Source organism: Ruegeria atlantica, assembly GCF_013032005.1.
In the GTDB taxonomy this organism is placed as follows: domain Bacteria; phylum Pseudomonadota; class Alphaproteobacteria; order Rhodobacterales; family Rhodobacteraceae; genus Ruegeria; species Ruegeria atlantica_A.
In genome coordinates, this window is the sequence record NZ_WQBE01000001.1 from 153,312 (window position 1) to 170,383 (window position 17,072).

A 17,072-nucleotide genomic window follows, 5' to 3' on the forward strand; every position below is an offset into this window, starting at 1 on the left:
TTTGGGCTATTGTGAAAAATCAATTACTTAGCGATATTCACCCCCTGTTGTATCACGCTTTTTGTTTCGATATGGTCAGGGTTCCTTTTCCATGGGGATGGACAGAACATATGGATATGCGATCACGGGTGAACTCAGCCCTGAAGCAAGCAATGAAAGACAAGAATGCCGAGCGTCTGTCGACGCTGCGCTTGATCAATGCCGCAATCAAGGACCGCGATATTGCCTCGCGGGCTGCAGAAAACGAAGAGGCCAAGGGCTGCGGCGATACCGAGGTCCTTGAAATTCTTGGTAAAATGACCAAACAGCGCAAGGAAAGCGCGCGCGCCTATGAAGAAGGCGGACGGCTGGACTTGGCCGAGCGCGAGTTGCGTGAGGTTGAAGTCATCGAGGAGTTTCTGCCCAAGCAATTGGACGATGACGAGGTTTCCAAGGCCATTCAAACGGCAATCACTGCGACAGGTGCGGGTTCGATCCGCGACATGGGCAAAGTGATGGGAGAACTTAAGACCCGGTACACCGGCCAGATGGATTTTGGCAAAGTCGGGCCGATGGTCAAAGATCAGCTTTGCGCGGCAACAGGCGGCGGTTGCTGATCCTTCTTTCAGTCTGAAACGGCTTTTACTGCGCGACCGGTTCGCGCAGTTTTTGTATCAGGTCGTCGTATAGCGCGATGCGTTCTTCCTCGGACAGAAATGACCCGATTTCAACTTCGCGCCCATCTCCGGTCAGCGTCACGTAATTCGGGACCGGCCCACCGCGTTTATGCATTTCGGGGCGGGCCCAATAACGGTTGCAGGTCCATTCCTGCTGGCCGCTGCGCGGGTCATGGTGGACGAGGTGCGCCCGTGTGCCGGTCAGTGTCAGAATCTCGAACACGCTGCGCGCGCGATAGTTGGTCTGGATCGCCAGCCACAGTCCCAGAACGGTTATCAGCAGGAAAGGCAAAAGCCCCCAAAGGATGATCGACCCAAGCACTGCCAACAGGGGGATCAGTCCAAACAGAAACACGGACAGAATCACGATCATCGCCCCGCGTGGAGGCAGTGAATTATGCGGCCAGAGGCGCAATTCCTGTTCAGTTTCAGACGTTTTTGTCCATCGGTAGGGCATGGCTGATATGTAGCGCAATGCTGTGGCGTTTCGAAGGGAAATGATTACGCAACGTGGCCAACACGCACCCAGGACAGCGCGTCGTCCAGTCGGTCATCTCCCCAGAAAACCTCGCCGCGGACGACAAGGCTGGGGGCGCCGAAAACACCCAGCTTGGCGGCCCGTTCGGTTTCCGCTTCAAGTGCGGCCACGGTATCAGGGCTGCGAGCGCGGGACAGTACCAGGCGCGGGTCCTGCTGGCATCTGTGCAGCGCTTCTGAGATCGCGGTTTCGCTGCCGGCTTCGATATTTTCTTCGAACCAAATGCGATACAGGGCCAACGTGAAATTCTTACCCCAGCCATCGCCCATACCCAGCAAGGCAACCTGATTGGCAAGCGCCAGGTCCGAGATCGGGTAGGGTACAGGCAGCTTGGCGTGGATGTGATATTTTGCGGCCCGACGTTCGATATCGCGCCACATATATGCGGACTTCACCGGTTTACCTGCAAAGGGAATATTCTTCTGATCCGCCATGACCGTGCGTACGTTGAAGGGCCGCCAAGTTACGGCAACGTCATGTTCGTCGCACCAATCATCCAGCCGCATGATCGTCAGGAAGCTGTAGGTGCTGCCAATGGAATACCAAAAATCAATTTCGGGCATGTAATCACTCCGATCTCAGAGTTCCTTCACCTATCATACCCTAAAATGGTCGGATTTTCGAATTTTGCCTGAAACACGCGGTTCACCAGCGTGGTGGCACGTTGTTCAAAACAGGGCTTTTTCGACAGGTTGCGCGGGTTGGGGCGCAACACCGCAGCCGGTCATCTGACGCATATCAATCTCGATTGTTCGGCACAGCGCCGAGATTGGCACGTCGGTGACATCCCCTTCGAACGGATCCTCCATCGAGGCACTGACGCGCTCGGTCACAAAGAAGATCCAGCAAACCAGCGCGCCGACAGGGGCAAAGGTCATCCAGTCGAACAGCACTGTTCTTATCATCGAGGCATCGGTGCCCACCATGATGGAACGTTCGTCGTTGAAGGCCAGAGGCAACAGGAAAATGAATATCCAGCTGAACAGGCGGCCGACCTCGGCAACCTGACGCGGGAATGGAGTGTTTTTGATCCGCTCGCACTGGCCTTGCGCCGTCGTAAACCGGGATAAGCGATCCATCAGCGCCACGTGCCAGAAGGGGTCGATCTTTCCCTGTTGCGCCATATCTGACAAACGACGGGCCTGCAGGTTGATAAGACAGGCCGCGCGGTTGGTCTTGTCCTCTAACAGCGGCAAATCCGCCTCAAGTTGACTACTCCGCCAGCTTTCGGGATTTTGATGCAGGTCTTCGTGGCCTGATACGGGCTTGTGGCCGAACATCCATGGCCTGCGTTTGCGACCGGTAATTGCAGGTTGGCGCAGCTGATAGGCCAGCATGTTTATCCAGGCGATGTGCCGCTCGATCAGTTCATCGCGCAGGTCTTCTTCAATCACTGAGCCATTTGGTTGAACCAAGGTACTGATCGTATTGCCCCAGTCCCGGCTTGTATTGGCGATATCACCCCAAACCCCGCGGGCTTCGGTCCAGCGGCCATAGGTGGAAGTGTTCTTGAAGCCCAGAAAAAACGCCACTGCCAAACCCAACATCGCTACTGGTGGGCTGGGATTCGAAATCAGGTCAATCGGCGTCAGTTCATCGATCACCTGAACCAGTAAAATCCAGGCCAGAACGATACCGATAAAACCGACCGAACCTTTGAGCAGTTTTCTAATCGAAATGCCATCATGAAGTATCATGGTTTGCGTGTCTTCCGCCGGGGCGCCCTGAATTCCTGTTTTTGAATACTATTCCCATGGTGCTGGATGTGTCTATGCACGTGCCGGACAGGGTGCAGAGACCGGACACAAAAAAAAGCCCCGCTCAAGGCGGGGCTTTAATGGGTTTATCGGACTGCGGGATCAGTGCGCGTGGCCTTTGTCCCAGTCTTCCTGCTTTGGCAGCTGCTCGAACGTATGCTCAGGCGGCGGCGAGGGCAGGGTCCATTCCAGCGTGTCCGCGTATTCGTTCCAAGGGTTCGGACGGGTCTCTTTCGCGCCACGCAGCAGGGCATAGATCACGATGCCGAAGAACAGCAGGAACGAAGCGAAGGAAATAAACGCACCAATCGACGATACAAAGTTCCACTGGGCGAAAGCCTCAGGATAGTCGATGTAGCGGCGGGGCATGCCCTGACGGCCCAGGAAGTGCTGCGGGAAGAAGGTCAGGTTGGCGCCGATGAAGAACAGCCAGAAGTGAACCTTGCCCCAGAACTCTGAGTACTGACGACCAGTCATCTTTGAGAAGTAGAAGTAGACACCGGCAAAGATTGCAAAAACAGCACCCAGCGACATTACATAGTGGAAGTGCGCAACGACATAGTAGGTGTCATGATAGGCGCGGTCGATACCTGCCTGCGACAGTACAACGCCGGTCACACCACCAACGGTGAACAGGAACAGGAAGCCGAAGGCAAACAGCATCGGCGTCTTGAACTCGATGGAACCGCCCCACATTGTGGCAATCCATGAGAAGACCTTGACGCCTGTCGGCACCGCGATGACCATTGTGGCCAACATGAAGTACGCCTGCTGACGCAGCGACATGCCAACGGTGTACATGTGGTGCGCCCATACGACGAAGCCCAGAACGCCAATTGCGATAATCGCCCAGACCATTGGCAGGTAACCGAAGATCGGCTTGCGTGCGAAGGTCGCAATCACGTGGCTGATGATGCCGAAGCCGGGCAGGATCACGATGTACACTTCCGGGTGGCCAAAGAACCACAGGATGTGCTGATACAGGATCGGGTCACCGCCACCTGCCGGGTCAAAGAAGGTGAAGCCAAAGTTGCGGTCCATCAGCAACATGGTGATCGCGCCGGCCAGAACCGGCAGCGACAGAAGAATCAGCCACGAAGTGACGAAGATCGACCAACTGAATAGCGGCACCTTAAACAGCGTCATGCCAGGGGCACGCATGTTCAGGAAGGTGGTGATCATGTTGATCGCGCCGAGGATCGAGGAGGCGCCCGATACGTGTACGGCGAAGATCGCAAGGTCCATGGACATGCCGCCCTCGGTCGTGGACAGCGGCGGGTATAGAACCCATCCGACACCCGAACCAAGCTGGTCGTTCCCACCGGGGCTCAGCAACGAAGCCACGCCCAGCGAGGTACCGGCGACGTACAGCCAGAAGGACAGGTTGTTCATCCGCGGGAACGCCATATCCGGCGCGCCGATCTGCAACGGCATGAAATAGTTGCCAAATCCGCCGAAAAGAGCCGGGATGACAACGAAGAACATCATCAGAACACCATGGTAGGTGATCATCACGTTCCACAGGTGTCCGTTCGGGGTACACGGGTCGGCCATGAAGCCTTCCAGGCACATGAACTGCACACCGGGGTGCATCAGCTCGAGCCGCATGTAAACGGTCATCAGAACCGAGATCAGACCGGCTAGTGCCGAGACGATCAGGTACAGAATCCCGATGTCCTTGTGGTTGGTCGACATGAACCAGCGGGTAAAGAATCCGCGATTATCTTCATGCTCGTGACCATGAATGGCTGCGTCTGCCATTTAGGTGCCTCCTGTTGCAACTGCACCGCGCAGCCAGACCTCTCTGGCGCGCGGGATTCCTGCTGGTTTTAGAGGGCGAAGGGGGCACCTTCAATGGCCGAGTTTGATCTGGATCAAGAATAATTGTCGCGGGTGGGAGGAAATCCCGCGAATTCTTGGTCTCAGTCAGGCCCTATCTGGCGATGGCTGTCAAAATTTCAAGGGTCCGCTTCTGCCCATTCGTGCGGCGTGGCAGAGTTCCGCCTTGACCCCCGGTTGTGTGGGTCGCAGTACTATCCCCAATTCCCGAAACCGGAGACAAGATATGGCCGCTTACGATCCCGACAACATCTTTGCCAAGATCCTGCGCGGGGAAATTCCCGCGACCCGCGTGTACGAGGATGACGAAACGCTGGCTTTTATGGATATCATGCCGCGGTCCGACGGGCATCTGTTGGTGATCCCCAAAACACCCTGCCGGAACCTGCTGGACGCATCACCTGCGCAACTGGCTGCCGTGACGGCAACCGTGCAGAAGCTGGCGAACGCTGTGGTCAAGGCGTTTGACGCAGACGGGGTCACCGTTCAGCAATTTAACGAGGCCGCAGGCGGACAAGAGGTGTTTCACCTGCATGTCCACATCCTGCCGCGTCAGGAAGGTGTTGCCATGCGGCCTCCGGGCAAGATGGGTGACTTCGACCTGATCGCCCAGCATGCGGACAAGATCAAAGCAGCGCTGGTCTGATCACCCCTTGCCGTCGTGCGGCCCAAGGCACGCGCTGTGGTCGCCGAACGTGTGGAGCACGGCGCAAACATGGTCGTGCCCACCGTCACAAGCCGAGGCGATACGGGTCAGTTCCGCCTCAAGCCTGACCAATTGGGCGACACGCTCGCGTACATCCGCCAATTGACGTTCGGCGATTTCATGTGCCCGGTTCAAATCATCGCCATGCGCGCCTTCCAAGGATAACAGTGCCTCAATATCGCTCAAAGGCAGGCCAAGGTCTCGCCCGTGGCGAATGAACTGCAACCGATTTAATACGGTAGTGACATACCGGCGCTGATTTCCAGCCGTTCTTTCCGGCTTTGGCAGCAACCCTTTGTCTTCGTAGAACCGGATTGTGGGCACTTTGACGCCGGTTCGCCGGGAAAGCTCTCCGATCGAGTACATTTTTCGGCTTTCCTCTCTTGAACCTTTAGTGACTAGAGGAATTACATGTGCCGTGCAGCCAAAACAAGGAACACCGGCACCATGGCACATCATCACGGCCACGAGGGACATAACCATCACCATATCGACCCGGACGCAGGCGATATGCGCGTCGCAGGGGCGATAGGGGTGAACATGCTGCTGACCCTGGCGCAAGTCATCGGCGGCATCCTTTCCGGGTCTCTGGCACTGATTGCAGACGCATTGCACAATTTTTCGGACGCTATCGCCCTGATCATCGCTTTTTTCGCACGTAAGATTGCCCGTCGCCCCGCCGATCCGCGTATGAGTTTTGGCTATGGCCGGGCTGAGGTGGTCGCGGCGCTGGTCAATTACACCACACTGATCGTGTTGTCGGTGTATCTGTTGTACGAAGGTGTCATGCGGTTTTTCCAGCCCGAGCCTGTCAACGGCTGGATGGTTGTCTGGATCGCCGCGCTTGCCTTGGTCGTCGACCTTATCACCGCTGCGCTGACCTATTCGATGTCGAAGGACAGCATGAACATCCGTGCGGCCTTTATCCACAATGTCGCTGACGCCCTTGGATCGGTTGCCGTCATTGTCGCAGGTGCGGCCGTCATACTGTTTGGCTGGACCTGGGTCGACCCTGCGGTGACGATCCTGATCTCGGTCTACATCCTGTGGCACGTGAAATCTGAGATCGGAGAAACGATCCGGGTGCTGATGCTGGGCGCGCCGCCCAATCTGTCGCCCGAGGATGTGGCCACCGCGATCGAAGCCACTGAAGGAGTGGCCGGTGTCCACCATATCCACCTTTGGAGCATGCAGGAGCAGGAACCAGCCCTGACCGCGCATCTTGAGATCGACGCCCAAAGCTGGACAGACGCGGAAACCATAAGATTGTTGGTGAAAGAAACCCTGAGGTCGCGGTTCGCAATCGGGCATGTCACATTGGAGTTAGAGCGCGCGGGCAAAACGCATGCAGCATTGCCCCGGTTTGGACATGACAATTTGCAAGGGTCCTGAAAAGGAATTGCCGTTCCGATTTTGGGGTCGGAACGGCAGACTCGTAAACAAACACTTTTTCCGACACCCAGGTCTTCCGGGATCACCGGTTTAACACACCACTCACTCTAGAACGGTAAAGTTAGACTACCCGTTAACGCGCAATTTGTATCGTTCTGAGTGAGCTTTCCGCCAAATAAACTCAAAATTAACGGGCTAAATGGCAGATTGCATACGGGTTCGGAAACAAAGAGAATTCTGGGGGGGAATTGTCAATTCGCCTTGCCGCGTTTGGCGATTCGAATTCAGGCTATGCGATGGCCGTTTCGAAACTATCTGCAAAGGTTTTTTGCAAGGCAGCGTCCACGTCGGCCATCGTTACAGGCAAGCCTAGATCGACCAGAGACGTCACACCATGCTCGCTGATTCCACAGGGGACGATGCCGGAAAAATGCTCAAGATCAGGTTCAACATTGATTGAGATACCGTGAAAGCTGACCCATTTGCGCAGGCGCAATCCAATGGCTGCGATCTTGTCTTCGGCTGGCTGGCCGGTCACCGTAAGCGGCTTGTCATCACGTTGCACCCACACGCCGACACGGCCGTCGCGAATTTCGCCTTTAACGTTGAACTCGGCCAAGGCTGCGATCACCCAAGTCTCAAGCTTTTTGACAAAGCCCCGCACGTCCTTACCGCGTTTGTTCAGGTCCAGCATGACATAAGCCACGCGCTGACCGGGGCCGTGATAAGTATACTCTCCACCACGCTTTGCTTCATAGACCGGAAAGCGATCTGGATCCGTCAGATCCTCGGACCGGGCCGAGGTGCCTGCCGTATAGAGCGGCGGGTGTTCCAGCAGCCAGACACACTCGTCCGCCTCGCCCGCAGCGATGGCCGCGACGCGCGCCTCCATAAAGGCGACGGCTTCAGTGTAATCAGTTAACCCGTCGGTGATCTTCCATTCCATGGCGGTTCCATATCGCGCAGGTGCGGCAAGGGGAAGGGGTCAGGCGGCCTCGGCCAGGCACCTTTGCAGAATCTTGGCATAGGTGTCTGTACCCTGTGCCCCAGTCACCAGATATTTGCCGCCGAACACCATCGACGGGACACCGGAAATACTCCGGCTGGTCCAGAACTCTTGCTTCTTACGTACTGCGGCGACATGCGCACCGGATTCCAGCGCAGATCGCGCCGCATCAACGGGCAGACCGGCCTCGGCAACCGCTTCAAGCAACACATCAACCTTCGACACATCCTTCTGGTCGGTGAAATACGCCTTGAACAGGGCCAGTTTCAGCGGATGCTGGCGGCCCTGAGCTTCGGCCCAGTCCAACAGTTGGTGGGCCGCAAAGGTGTTCACCATTCGGCTGTCTTCATTGAAATTGAACGCAAACCCCAGTTCGACTCCAAGCTGCGTCAGCCGATCTCGATTCTGTTGGCTTTGTTCCGCGGTCGAGCCGTATTTCTCCATGATATGCTCGCGTAGGTTCTGACCATCGGGCGGCATATTGGGGTTCAGTTCAAACGGATGCCATCTGAGGCGCGCCAGAACATTTTCCTGCTTCAAGGCCAGATCAAGCTGTTGAAATCCAACAATACACCAGGGGCAGACAATGTCTGAAATGATGTTGATCTGAAGCACGGGGCGGGGATCTGCGGTAGTCATGTTCAGACTCCTGAGCGGAAGATGAAGGATACGTTGACGATACAGATATGAATGCAGGCGGGGAATTCAAACTGGCGTGTTTTTGTCTCTTCACATCCTGATCATCTGCGTCTATACGCGCCTCTACCAAGTCACTGGCAGTGCGGTCGTGGCGGAATTGGTAGACGCGCAGCGTTGAGGTCGCTGTGGGGTAACACCCGTGGAAGTTCGAGTCTTCTCGACCGCACCATACAATTCATCTCGTTGTGTAATTTCAATTTATCATGTTGGCGTGAACGATCTTGGTCCACCTAAAGGCTTGTGATTTGGTCATCGGCGCAACGTAGTCGCTTTCGCTGCTTCTGCACGCGTGCGCTGATGCCTCCGATCGTCGAGTAGAGTGCCCGACAACCGATCAAGTACATCAATGGCTTCCACCAACTACTGTTTATCGAGGGTGAATCTCCACTGCTGGTTAAAAGGCTGTATGAGTGCGTCAACGTAATTAGCTGCCGCACCTGTGAAGGCTGATTAGCCGCGAATATAGAAGTAAACGTGCAATACGGGCTTAAGAACTGTGACGACCATACAATCAGAGTTGGGCGTCAAAACTTGAGTGAATTAGTTCAAATAGAGTGCGCCCAATCGATGAAGAAGCTGAATATGTTGACAGTCCGGCGGTCATTGGCTTTTTTGTTTCCGGTTTACATCAGTTAGAACAACTAAAACGAACAAAACACGAGAATTTCTCGGTGCTTGGACAGCTCATCCCTTATGATGTTCGTTGAAATATCGCGGCCTGCAAGTAGTAGGCCTATTTGCCGAAAGTTGTGAATCTACTGCATCTTCGGAATTGTACCTGGTAACGAGTTTGCTGTTCCGATCTCATGACCGGAACAGCATTTTCTTTTTTTGGAGTTGCATTGGCAATATGCAGGCTCCCTCATTTTACCGCAGGCGGTTTCGAGCTTGTCATGAGGTCATGTAGTTTTGGCGTTAACTTTACTGCGAAGAATCCGCTCTGAAACCATGGGATTCCTTCGAAAAAGCATGGTGACCTGCTTAGTGGGATTCGGCTAAAGTTGCTTGGATTGCACGGCGCAGGGTAGTGAGGTGTGCTCGGCTCCGGCGGAACCTACCTCGTGCCCGCTTATCGCGGGAAACATAACAAAGAACTCTGTGCCTTCACCAAGTTTGCTTCTGTAGTCTATTGTACCGCCAAAATGCTCAACAATTTCCTTTGAAATGTGCATCCCGAGTCCGGTACCGCCTGCGTGACGTTCATCGGAGGAGTCTATCTGGGAAAAGCGATCGAAAACTTTGTCATGGAACCCCTCAGGTATCCCGATGCCATGGTCTTTGACGAAGAGGCGAATATTCCCGCCGACTTTCTCGCATCCGACGGTTATCTCGCCTCCATCAAGGGAGAATTTAGCTGCGTTGGAGATAATGTTGGCCAACACCTGAAGAAGGCGGGAGGCATCACCTTTAACGTACAGATCATTGTTTCCCCTTAAGTCTTCTACAATTTCTACGTTGTGAGCACTGGTGTATCCCATGTTACAGGCAATCGCTTCCTGAATCAGCGCATGTACATCAACAGTTCCTTCACGGTAGTTCATCTCGCCCGCTTCCATTTTTTGAATGTCCAGCACATCATTGATTAGGGATGCGAGCCGTTCGCAGTTTTTACCTGCTAAATGAATGAGGCTTTGCATTGATTCTGGAGCTTCACCCAATGCGCCTGTGTTGATTAGGTCAAGTGATCCCTTGATCGAAGTGAGAGGCGTACGCAGTTCATGGCTAACTGTCGATATGAACTGAGTTTTCGCAATGTAGGCCGCTTTTGTCCTTTCGTGCTCTGCTTTGAGCTTTTCGAGTTGTTCCAAATTCCTGCGGTAGAGCTTCAGAAACACCATCGAACAGTCAATCAGAAAGTACATTACAAAGATAACGGTGAAGAAGTGCAGCCAGAGTTCAGATGAAAGCTCGGGGCGTTCGGTCCAGATATCTTTGACGACAATCAACATGAACGATACGCCGTACATGGTCAGACGGACAATCATTGCCCACAGAAACTGATGGTTGTTCATTGCAGCAAACAACGCGGCAGCAAACAAGAAGAACATTGGAGTAAAGTGACCGCCGGCGGGTTGTGCGAAAGCAACTGAAACAGCATACAGGCAGATTGCGGTTGAGCTGAGGATCGTGTTCAACAGAATCCAAGCAACCATCATACTAATTGCTTTGTGCTGGTCTGGCTTTAAGCGCGGTACGCGTTTGGCCAGCAATAAGTCTTGCGCTTCGCATATGAGGATCGTCCCATAGAACAGCATGGCGTTAACGGGATCGAAGAAGAACGCAGTCAAAATGGTCGTGGCCAGATAAATAGCCTGCCGCTGCCACAGAAGCGCAAAGCTCATGGCAGTATAATCTATTATGTTTTGCAGAAGCCGGTTTTCCGTTTCACCAGAATCCCGGTCCGGCAGATTGGCGTCGATGGCTGTCATCTAGATGTCTTCGTTTTTCGCGCTTGGACAGTACCATTAGCGGCATAATGAGGACTTAGTTGGTCTGAATTGGGTTCACAGTTTGGCGCTAATCCTTTGAAGGCCACCGTGATTGTTGGCGTTTCACGCAAGATTCTGATGTGAGAGGTTGAAAAATTTTTGTTGCGCAAATGCAGTGTGGGGCGCCCAGAATTGACGATCTCGTTGCTAAGTGCAATTTTTTTTATCTTAATGTGCCATAAAGAAGGAGAAAATCTAAAAGGGTTGGGGTTTGACTGCAGTTGAATTTACGAAGTTGGGGCAGGGCGCTGTCGCTCCTGTTTCGGCTAGGCTTGCAAAAAAGCCGGTGACACTGCTTCAGTTTGCAAGGTCCGCTGGTCGAAACATGTTTGAAGTCATCCCGGCCGAAACTCTGCGTGAAACTTATGTTCGTGGGCCTTTAAACATACACTATATCTGCGATCCTGAAATAATAACCGAGCTACTTGTCGGGCAGGGCCGTTCGTTTCCCAAAGCCAAGTTCACTAAAGACATTATTGGATCGGCTGTAGGCAACGGGTTGATACTCTCTGAAGGGGAAAAATGGCGTCAGCAGCGGCGTAGGTATTCTCCACTATTCGCCGCCAGGAACCTCCCGGTTCTGGCTCGGCATTTTGCAGAGACTGGTGTCGAGATTGCAGATTCATTGGCGGAACACGAAGGCCCCGTAGATGTTGCACAAATTGCACCTGCATCAACGTTGACGAATATTTCCAGGGTGATTTTTTCGGGTAACAAGAAAGTCAGTTCAGAGCAAATACGCGTGGGGCTGATCAAGTATTTTGAGTACATTTCTGATTTGTCTCTTTTCGATTTAATGGGTTTGCCAAAGTGGGTGCCGCGCAAGAATTGGCTACGCAGCCTGGCCCCGGTGACTAATATGCGGAACCTTGCCAGACAGGTTATTGATCAGCGTCGCTCCGAATGCCGCAGCGAGCCACAGGATTTCCTCGATTTCATGATTGAGGCGTTGAAAACAGATTTCGAGGATGAAGCGACAACCGTTGACAACCTTTTAACCTTTGTCGTCGCTGGTCATGAAACTTCCGCCAACGCTCTGGCCTGGGGGTATTATCTGCTGGCGTTGCACCAAGATATGCAAGCTAAGGTTAGACAAGAAATTCGGTCGGTTCGCCCCAAAGGTCCAATGGAGTTTTCTGACCTGGAGGCAATGCCACTCCTGCGCGCCCATGTAAAAGAGACGCTGCGGCTTTACCCTTCAGCCTCGTTCTTTGCTAGAGACGCAACTGCCGACCTTGAAATCAAAGGGGTAAAGATTGCAAATGGTGACGCGCTGTTCTTCCCAGTTTACTCTTTGCACAGAAACGAAAAACTATGGGATGCTCCTGACCACTATCGACCGGAACGGTTCTTGGGATCTACACTACCTCGAGGTCAGTACATTCCATTTGGAGATGGTCCCAGAATCTGCATTGGTGCTCAGTACGCTGAAACTGAAATCATGGTACTTATGGCTTCGGTGCTCCGTCGAATAAATTTTTCGATTACAGAGTCTGAATTACCGGAACCAGTTTTGACATTCACCATGCGTACCAGTGGCCCACTCATCCTCAATGCCGAACGGGTTCGCGAATAAAGTTGATATCTAAACTCCAGGGCCTGACCTTTGATCGACGTCAGGCCTAGCGATAGAATTAGCTTACTGCCGGCGAGTGAGGTAAGTGTTATCGCCGTACAGCTCACGCAAGACTACATCAAACAATCTATCGTTGACCATTTCTTTGCGATGCGGTGTGGGCTCTGAAAATGTGGAAGAGGTTGTAACCAGACCCTTTCTGAGATTGGCCTCACGATGATTCACTTTTTTGATAGCCATGTCCAAAGAGGCGAATGCTCCAACCTTCGTAAAAGAACGAAGCGATACCGGTGTACCTTTCACCACTTTAAGATGGACAGATGCGCAGCGGTTGCTGAGAACAGTCCCTAGTTCTTGGTTTAGGAAAGCTTCGGTCGGAATATTCAGGGTGCGTTCCCGCCCATGTGTAACAACGAGAAATGCGCCACTCCCGCGATAGGAATAGATTCCTCCAGCAGCCTGTGTTGTTCTTTCAATGCAGAATCCAATGTCGGAAACAGATCGCCGAAAATCACCAAAATTCTTCAGATCAAAGTGATACTCGGCGTCACGAAATTTGATTGCGGTGACCCAGGTGTCAAATCGACGCCTCCGTGAAAGCTGCTCGACATAGTTATCGAATTCGACATACCCCAAGCATTGTTCCTGCTCGTCGATAGACAAAGGATCCTTGAAATTGAATTTCTGGTTGAAATCCAATTCACTGCGAAGATTTTCTATCGACGCCGATGAGGATTGGGTTTTCCTTCTTTCCATCATCAGAAGGTGAGCAGCGTTCATACGGCTGCGCAATTCAAAGAAGTCGAAGGGTTTAGTTACATAATCAAACGCGCCTTCTAAAAATGCCTTCTCGATGTTGTGCCTGTCATCCAGTGCAGTCAGCATTATGACAGGTGTTTCCAGATTCTCCGGCAGGTTTCGGATTTGTGAAAGCAACTCTATCCCTGAGGTTCCAGGCATCTGAATGTCAACAAGCAGACAGTCGAACGGGGATTCTGCTGCTTCTATCATCCCAAGCGCTTCATCAGCTGAACTGGCAGCAGCCACATTGCAGTTTTCGAGTTCAGGAAGTGCTGACTGGAGCATTTTCAAAATGTCAGGATCATCATCAACCGCCAGTACAGTAAGTGCGGTCTTTCTTTGCGCTCGATGCTCTAAATTTCTTTGGAACCGATCACTGCCAAATGTGGAATGTCTCATAACTGGTGAACCGTCGATATCCTCATAACGGGATAAACTTATGAGGAGAGTGGGCCGAAACAGCGGCAAAAATGGAGAAAGTCTTCGTAGAAAGGGGCTTTTTCTTGACCTTTATTTGGCGCCAACGGCCTCAATAACGAATTGCCAGTTATTGTTGTGAACTAGCGTCGCTTTCTCTTAACGTTATTTTTTCGGCAATCTGTTGGCGCTAAAGGGCAGTCTACGATCGCAAAACTACGGAAATGAACAACGGTTGGAAGTCTAAGCACCGACTCTGGAAACCCCACGAAAATGCAATACAGCCGAGTTTTCCCAATAGTCTTAAAATCAACCTTAGTTGCAATGAAATATGCGTCGGGCGTCCAAGAGTAAATAAGACAATCTAGTGGGTGAGGTGTTCCATTTACTTGTGGATGTTGAATAAAACCGACTGACTGATGGTGCCATCGATGGAAAACTTTGCGCCGACAGGCGAGGCATTGATGCCCAGTCGCCGTGACCACCGTGCCCAGACTGAGGGGACGATGCCCAGGATGCTGGTCGCACCACCTTCCATCGCGACAGTAGTCATCTGGTGAAACAACTCCTGTTGAACCGAAAGCCTGCGCGACGATGCAACATCCTTTGCCACGAAGAAACGGGATGCTTCCCAAACAGAGCGCTTTACCGGGGCGTCAATAAATAGAACGTCAGTTGGTATTCCTTTAAGGATACCTCTTTGCGCGTCGCGCAGCATATAACTGTATACCCCGCACTCTGCAGTCGTGGGTAGAAGTCGCACACCTCCTAAGACCTCACCGAATTCATGCAACACAACCCATCGACAGGCTGGCGTGTCGTATTGGTCAAATTCCATCCCGTCAGCTTCACCAACTTGCCACTTTAACTGGTCAATGAAAATTGACTTTCTGGTTTCAAGGTATTTTGTCAGAAGGGTGCCATGCTCGGAAATATTGCGAAAATTAAGTGTAGTCGCGCGAATATGGCCAATGTTGCCACGTGGCATTGGCGGACTGCTATTGGCAGCAAATATTTCTAGTCGCGCCAAAGTATTTGGTGCGCCTGAAGTGCCGTTAGCAGGTGTCAGTTCCGGAAGCTCCTCCGGGACCGGGTATGTCTGCTTATACCTGAGTGGTTGGTCCATATTTTACTCATATTTCTGACACACTTATGGCAAGATTCAACTCAGCAAGTCCACAACCCTATGCGGTAGTTGCCCGAATAGATGGATAGGTGTGTCTAAATCTCCTCCCTTCCTTTGGTTACCTTCGCTAATTGACCAAAAACTTTAGAAAGTTCTTGGCTTCTATTTTCTCCCGCAGGTTCCACTTTTTTCCCCATGTCTGGCAACATTTTGAAAAAATTAGCTTCTCTTATGTATTCCTTTCAAATTCTCGATGGATCAGGTGCGGTTTCGCTATCCGATAGTGTTTCGAGGCGGTCGTGACGGCTGATAGGAGCAAAGTTAAAATGGCATCAAGAATTGGAGGGATTTGCTTTTCAGTATGCGCTCTAGCACGGGAAGAATTGCGCAAGTTAAAAAAAATGCACAGACATAAGGAAGCCCACCTTGTGTCACCGTTTTGCCGTCTTCGTAAGAGAGGATGAGAAAACCCTGAGTGTATCATGCGCGAGCCAACCGTTGCCTGAAGTCTGCAATGCCCAACGTTTGGTGAGGTGTAAAAGGTTGGTGAAAAGTTATGCGTATTCTTGCTGTAGACGACGATCCTAGCATCCTGGAGTTGCTAGATAGAGTTCTAGACGCGTTCGGTTATAAAGACGTCGTCACCGCCAGAAGTGGGCGAGAGGCCATTGAAATACTGTCACGACCTAACGAAGCGTTCGACTGCTTGCTACTGGATGTGCAGATGCCGCAAATGAACGGCATAACTCTTTGCGAAGAAGTGCGAAAATTACCAGATTACACTTACACGCCTATTATCATGGTGACCGCCATGGTGCAAAAAGAGTACATCGACGAAGCATTCGGAGTTGGGGCGACGGACTACGTTACAAAGCCTTTTGAGTTCTCTGATCTGAAGCAGAGGTTGTCTGACGCCTATAGAATGGCAGCGGAACGCAGAGCGGCAATCGAAGTGCTGGAAGCTGAAGCGGATTTTGAGTTGTGTTTTGGCAATAGTCCGGACGTTCGCTTAAGTGATCCGCAATGTTTCGGAGATTTGCCCGGTTTCATTGGGTTAGCTGAATTTGAGAACTACGTAATTCAGCTTTCAACGATGCACTCCATGGCTGCAAAGCTTGTGGCGGTGAAATGTATAGGCGCCGAACAAATCTATGAAACGAGCACGGTCAGTGAATTCCGTAGTGCCATGACTTTAGCTGGTACAGCGGTTCTGTCAGCTAGTCAGGAAGGGCGTAAAGTGGCGACCTATTGGGGAAATGGCGTGTTCTTGGTGATCTACGACAATCAAGTTAATTTGAGCGTGGACCAGTTAGGAGCTCCGCTTCCGGAGGCATTGAAAGAAGTTTCCGGTGACACCACTTCAGGTCGGCCAATTGGCTTCCAAGTTAGCGAAGAAGTTATGCTTAAAGCCAAAACCAAGATGGAGGCGTTGTTCTTGATAGACAAGGCCGTCGAAATGGCTGAAATGTCGGAAGGCCGAGCGGCGAATATTGGTTGAAAAACTGCATTTATGGATGGTGATTGAGACTAGGCTGTTGGTGTAAAAAATACATTAGAACGCCCTGAGTTTTTCATTTTGCTGGTTTAAATCGATCCGCGCGCTCGTTCATCAGACGTTCGACCTTTGTGCTTTTGGCCTACTTTGTCCGTTCTCAGTGCCTAAACTGATCCTTAACACGCCCCTGACGAGGCCCTGAGCAGCTACTTCGGTTTACCCGTGGTGGTCGCTTGGGGCCTCTCTGCGTTCTGGGTCTTAGAGAGAAATAAGATTGACTTACACCGATATAATCACCGCCTTAGGGGCAGCCCATAAGGAACTCCGAGAGGCTGGCCTGAGGGCCTCTGAAGCTCGCGTTGAGATTGCCGCCGTGACTGACCGGATGGCTGATTTTGACGGTTCCGAGAATGACGCAAAAGTGTTGGCTCTGGATTATGTAGAAGCCAAGGCCAACGTCAACGTCGCTGAGCGCGTAAAGACAGCAGCCAGCGAAGAGTTTACCCGTTCTTACCTTGTCCTGTTGCGGGCAGGGGTTCCGACTTTCGGCTGACATTCACCAGTCGAATAGGTTA

16 protein-coding genes and 1 tRNA gene are annotated in these 17,072 nt (G+C 52.3%); 7 read left to right on the top strand and 10 right to left on the bottom strand.

Annotated features, from left to right (window positions below; translation table 11 throughout):
* Positions 1-110: 110 nt before the first annotated feature.
* On the top strand, positions 111-596 hold the full coding sequence (locus GOX21_RS00780) for a GatB/YqeY domain-containing protein (protein WP_170348349.1): 486 nt from the start codon (positions 111-113) through the stop codon (positions 594-596).
* 25 nt (positions 597-621) lie between these two features.
* Here the strand turns inward: GOX21_RS00780 and GOX21_RS00785 are convergent, their stop codons facing one another.
* From GOX21_RS00785 to ctaD, 4 genes are all read right to left on the bottom strand, one after another.
* Positions 622-1,113 carry a DUF2244 domain-containing protein gene (locus GOX21_RS00785; RefSeq protein ID WP_170374822.1) on the bottom strand — a complete coding sequence of 164 codons (492 nt, stop codon included), beginning with the start codon at positions 1,111-1,113 and terminating at the stop codon, positions 622-624.
* Positions 1,114-1,157: 44 nt separating this feature from the next.
* Positions 1,158-1,757 carry a 2-hydroxychromene-2-carboxylate isomerase gene (locus GOX21_RS00790; protein ID WP_170348351.1) on the bottom strand — a complete coding sequence of 200 codons (600 nt, stop codon included), beginning with the start codon at positions 1,755-1,757 and terminating at the stop codon, positions 1,158-1,160.
* Between the two features lie 105 nt (positions 1,758-1,862).
* A complete protein-coding gene (locus GOX21_RS00795) occupies positions 1,863-2,891 on the bottom strand; it encodes a bestrophin family protein (protein WP_170374823.1) in 1,029 nt (342 codons plus the stop codon).
* Between the two features lie 162 nt (positions 2,892-3,053).
* The gene (ctaD, locus tag GOX21_RS00800) at positions 3,054-4,712 is read right to left on the bottom strand and encodes a cytochrome c oxidase subunit I (protein ID WP_170348353.1); all 1,659 of its coding nucleotides are present in this window, start codon (positions 4,710-4,712) and stop codon (positions 3,054-3,056) included.
* 304 nt (positions 4,713-5,016) lie between these two features.
* On the opposite strand from ctaD, the gene GOX21_RS00805 reads away from it, so the two are divergent.
* A complete protein-coding gene (locus GOX21_RS00805; protein ID WP_170348354.1) occupies positions 5,017-5,436 on the top strand; it encodes an HIT family protein in 420 nt (139 codons plus the stop codon).
* Here GOX21_RS00805 and GOX21_RS00810 read toward each other — a convergent pair whose 3' ends face one another.
* Entirely contained in the window at positions 5,437-5,862 is a 426-nt protein-coding gene (locus GOX21_RS00810; RefSeq protein ID WP_170374824.1) for a MerR family transcriptional regulator, read from the bottom strand. It abuts the gene before it with no gap.
* A gap of 81 nt (positions 5,863-5,943) precedes the next feature.
* Here GOX21_RS00810 and GOX21_RS00815 point away from each other — a divergent pair, with 81 nt between their 5' ends.
* Entirely contained in the window at positions 5,944-6,888 is a 945-nt protein-coding gene (locus GOX21_RS00815) for a cation diffusion facilitator family transporter (RefSeq protein ID WP_170374825.1), read from the top strand.
* Between the two features lie 289 nt (positions 6,889-7,177).
* Here the strand turns inward: GOX21_RS00815 and lipB are convergent, their stop codons facing one another.
* Both lipB and GOX21_RS00825 read right to left on the bottom strand, forming a co-directional pair.
* On the bottom strand, positions 7,178-7,834 hold the full coding sequence (gene lipB / locus GOX21_RS00820; protein WP_170374827.1) for a lipoyl(octanoyl) transferase LipB: 657 nt from the start codon (positions 7,832-7,834) through the stop codon (positions 7,178-7,180).
* A gap of 39 nt (positions 7,835-7,873) precedes the next feature.
* The gene (locus GOX21_RS00825) at positions 7,874-8,533 is read right to left on the bottom strand and encodes a DsbA family oxidoreductase (protein WP_170374829.1); all 660 of its coding nucleotides are present in this window, start codon (positions 8,531-8,533) and stop codon (positions 7,874-7,876) included.
* Positions 8,534-8,675: 142 nt separating this feature from the next.
* On the opposite strand from GOX21_RS00825, the gene GOX21_RS00830 reads away from it, so the two are divergent.
* Positions 8,676-8,762, top strand: a tRNA-Leu gene (locus GOX21_RS00830).
* An 826-nt stretch (positions 8,763-9,588) separates the two neighbouring features.
* Here GOX21_RS00830 and GOX21_RS00835 read toward each other — a convergent pair.
* On the bottom strand, positions 9,589-11,022 hold the full coding sequence (locus GOX21_RS00835; protein ID WP_170374830.1) for a sensor histidine kinase: 1,434 nt from the start codon (positions 11,020-11,022) through the stop codon (positions 9,589-9,591).
* A gap of 271 nt (positions 11,023-11,293) precedes the next feature.
* Between GOX21_RS00835 and GOX21_RS00840 the strand changes: the two genes are divergently transcribed.
* A complete protein-coding gene (locus GOX21_RS00840; protein ID WP_170374840.1) occupies positions 11,294-12,658 on the top strand; it encodes a cytochrome P450 in 1,365 nt (454 codons plus the stop codon).
* Between the two features lie 63 nt (positions 12,659-12,721).
* Here GOX21_RS00840 and GOX21_RS00845 read toward each other — a convergent pair whose 3' ends face one another.
* Entirely contained in the window at positions 12,722-13,858 is a 1,137-nt protein-coding gene (locus tag GOX21_RS00845; RefSeq protein WP_170374842.1) for a response regulator, read from the bottom strand.
* 403 nt (positions 13,859-14,261) lie between these two features.
* Entirely contained in the window at positions 14,262-15,002 is a 741-nt protein-coding gene (locus GOX21_RS00850) for an acyl-homoserine-lactone synthase (RefSeq protein ID WP_226688584.1), read from the bottom strand.
* 556 nt (positions 15,003-15,558) lie between these two features.
* On the opposite strand from GOX21_RS00850, the gene GOX21_RS00855 reads away from it, so the two are divergent.
* Both GOX21_RS00855 and GOX21_RS00860 read left to right on the top strand, forming a co-directional pair.
* Complete coding sequence (locus tag GOX21_RS00855; protein ID WP_170348362.1) at positions 15,559-16,500, top strand: response regulator; 942 nt, start codon at positions 15,559-15,561, stop codon at positions 16,498-16,500.
* A 271-nt stretch (positions 16,501-16,771) separates the two neighbouring features.
* On the top strand, positions 16,772-17,050 hold the full coding sequence (locus tag GOX21_RS00860; RefSeq protein ID WP_170374844.1) for a hypothetical protein: 279 nt from the start codon (positions 16,772-16,774) through the stop codon (positions 17,048-17,050).
* Positions 17,051-17,072: the final 22 nt, after the last annotated feature.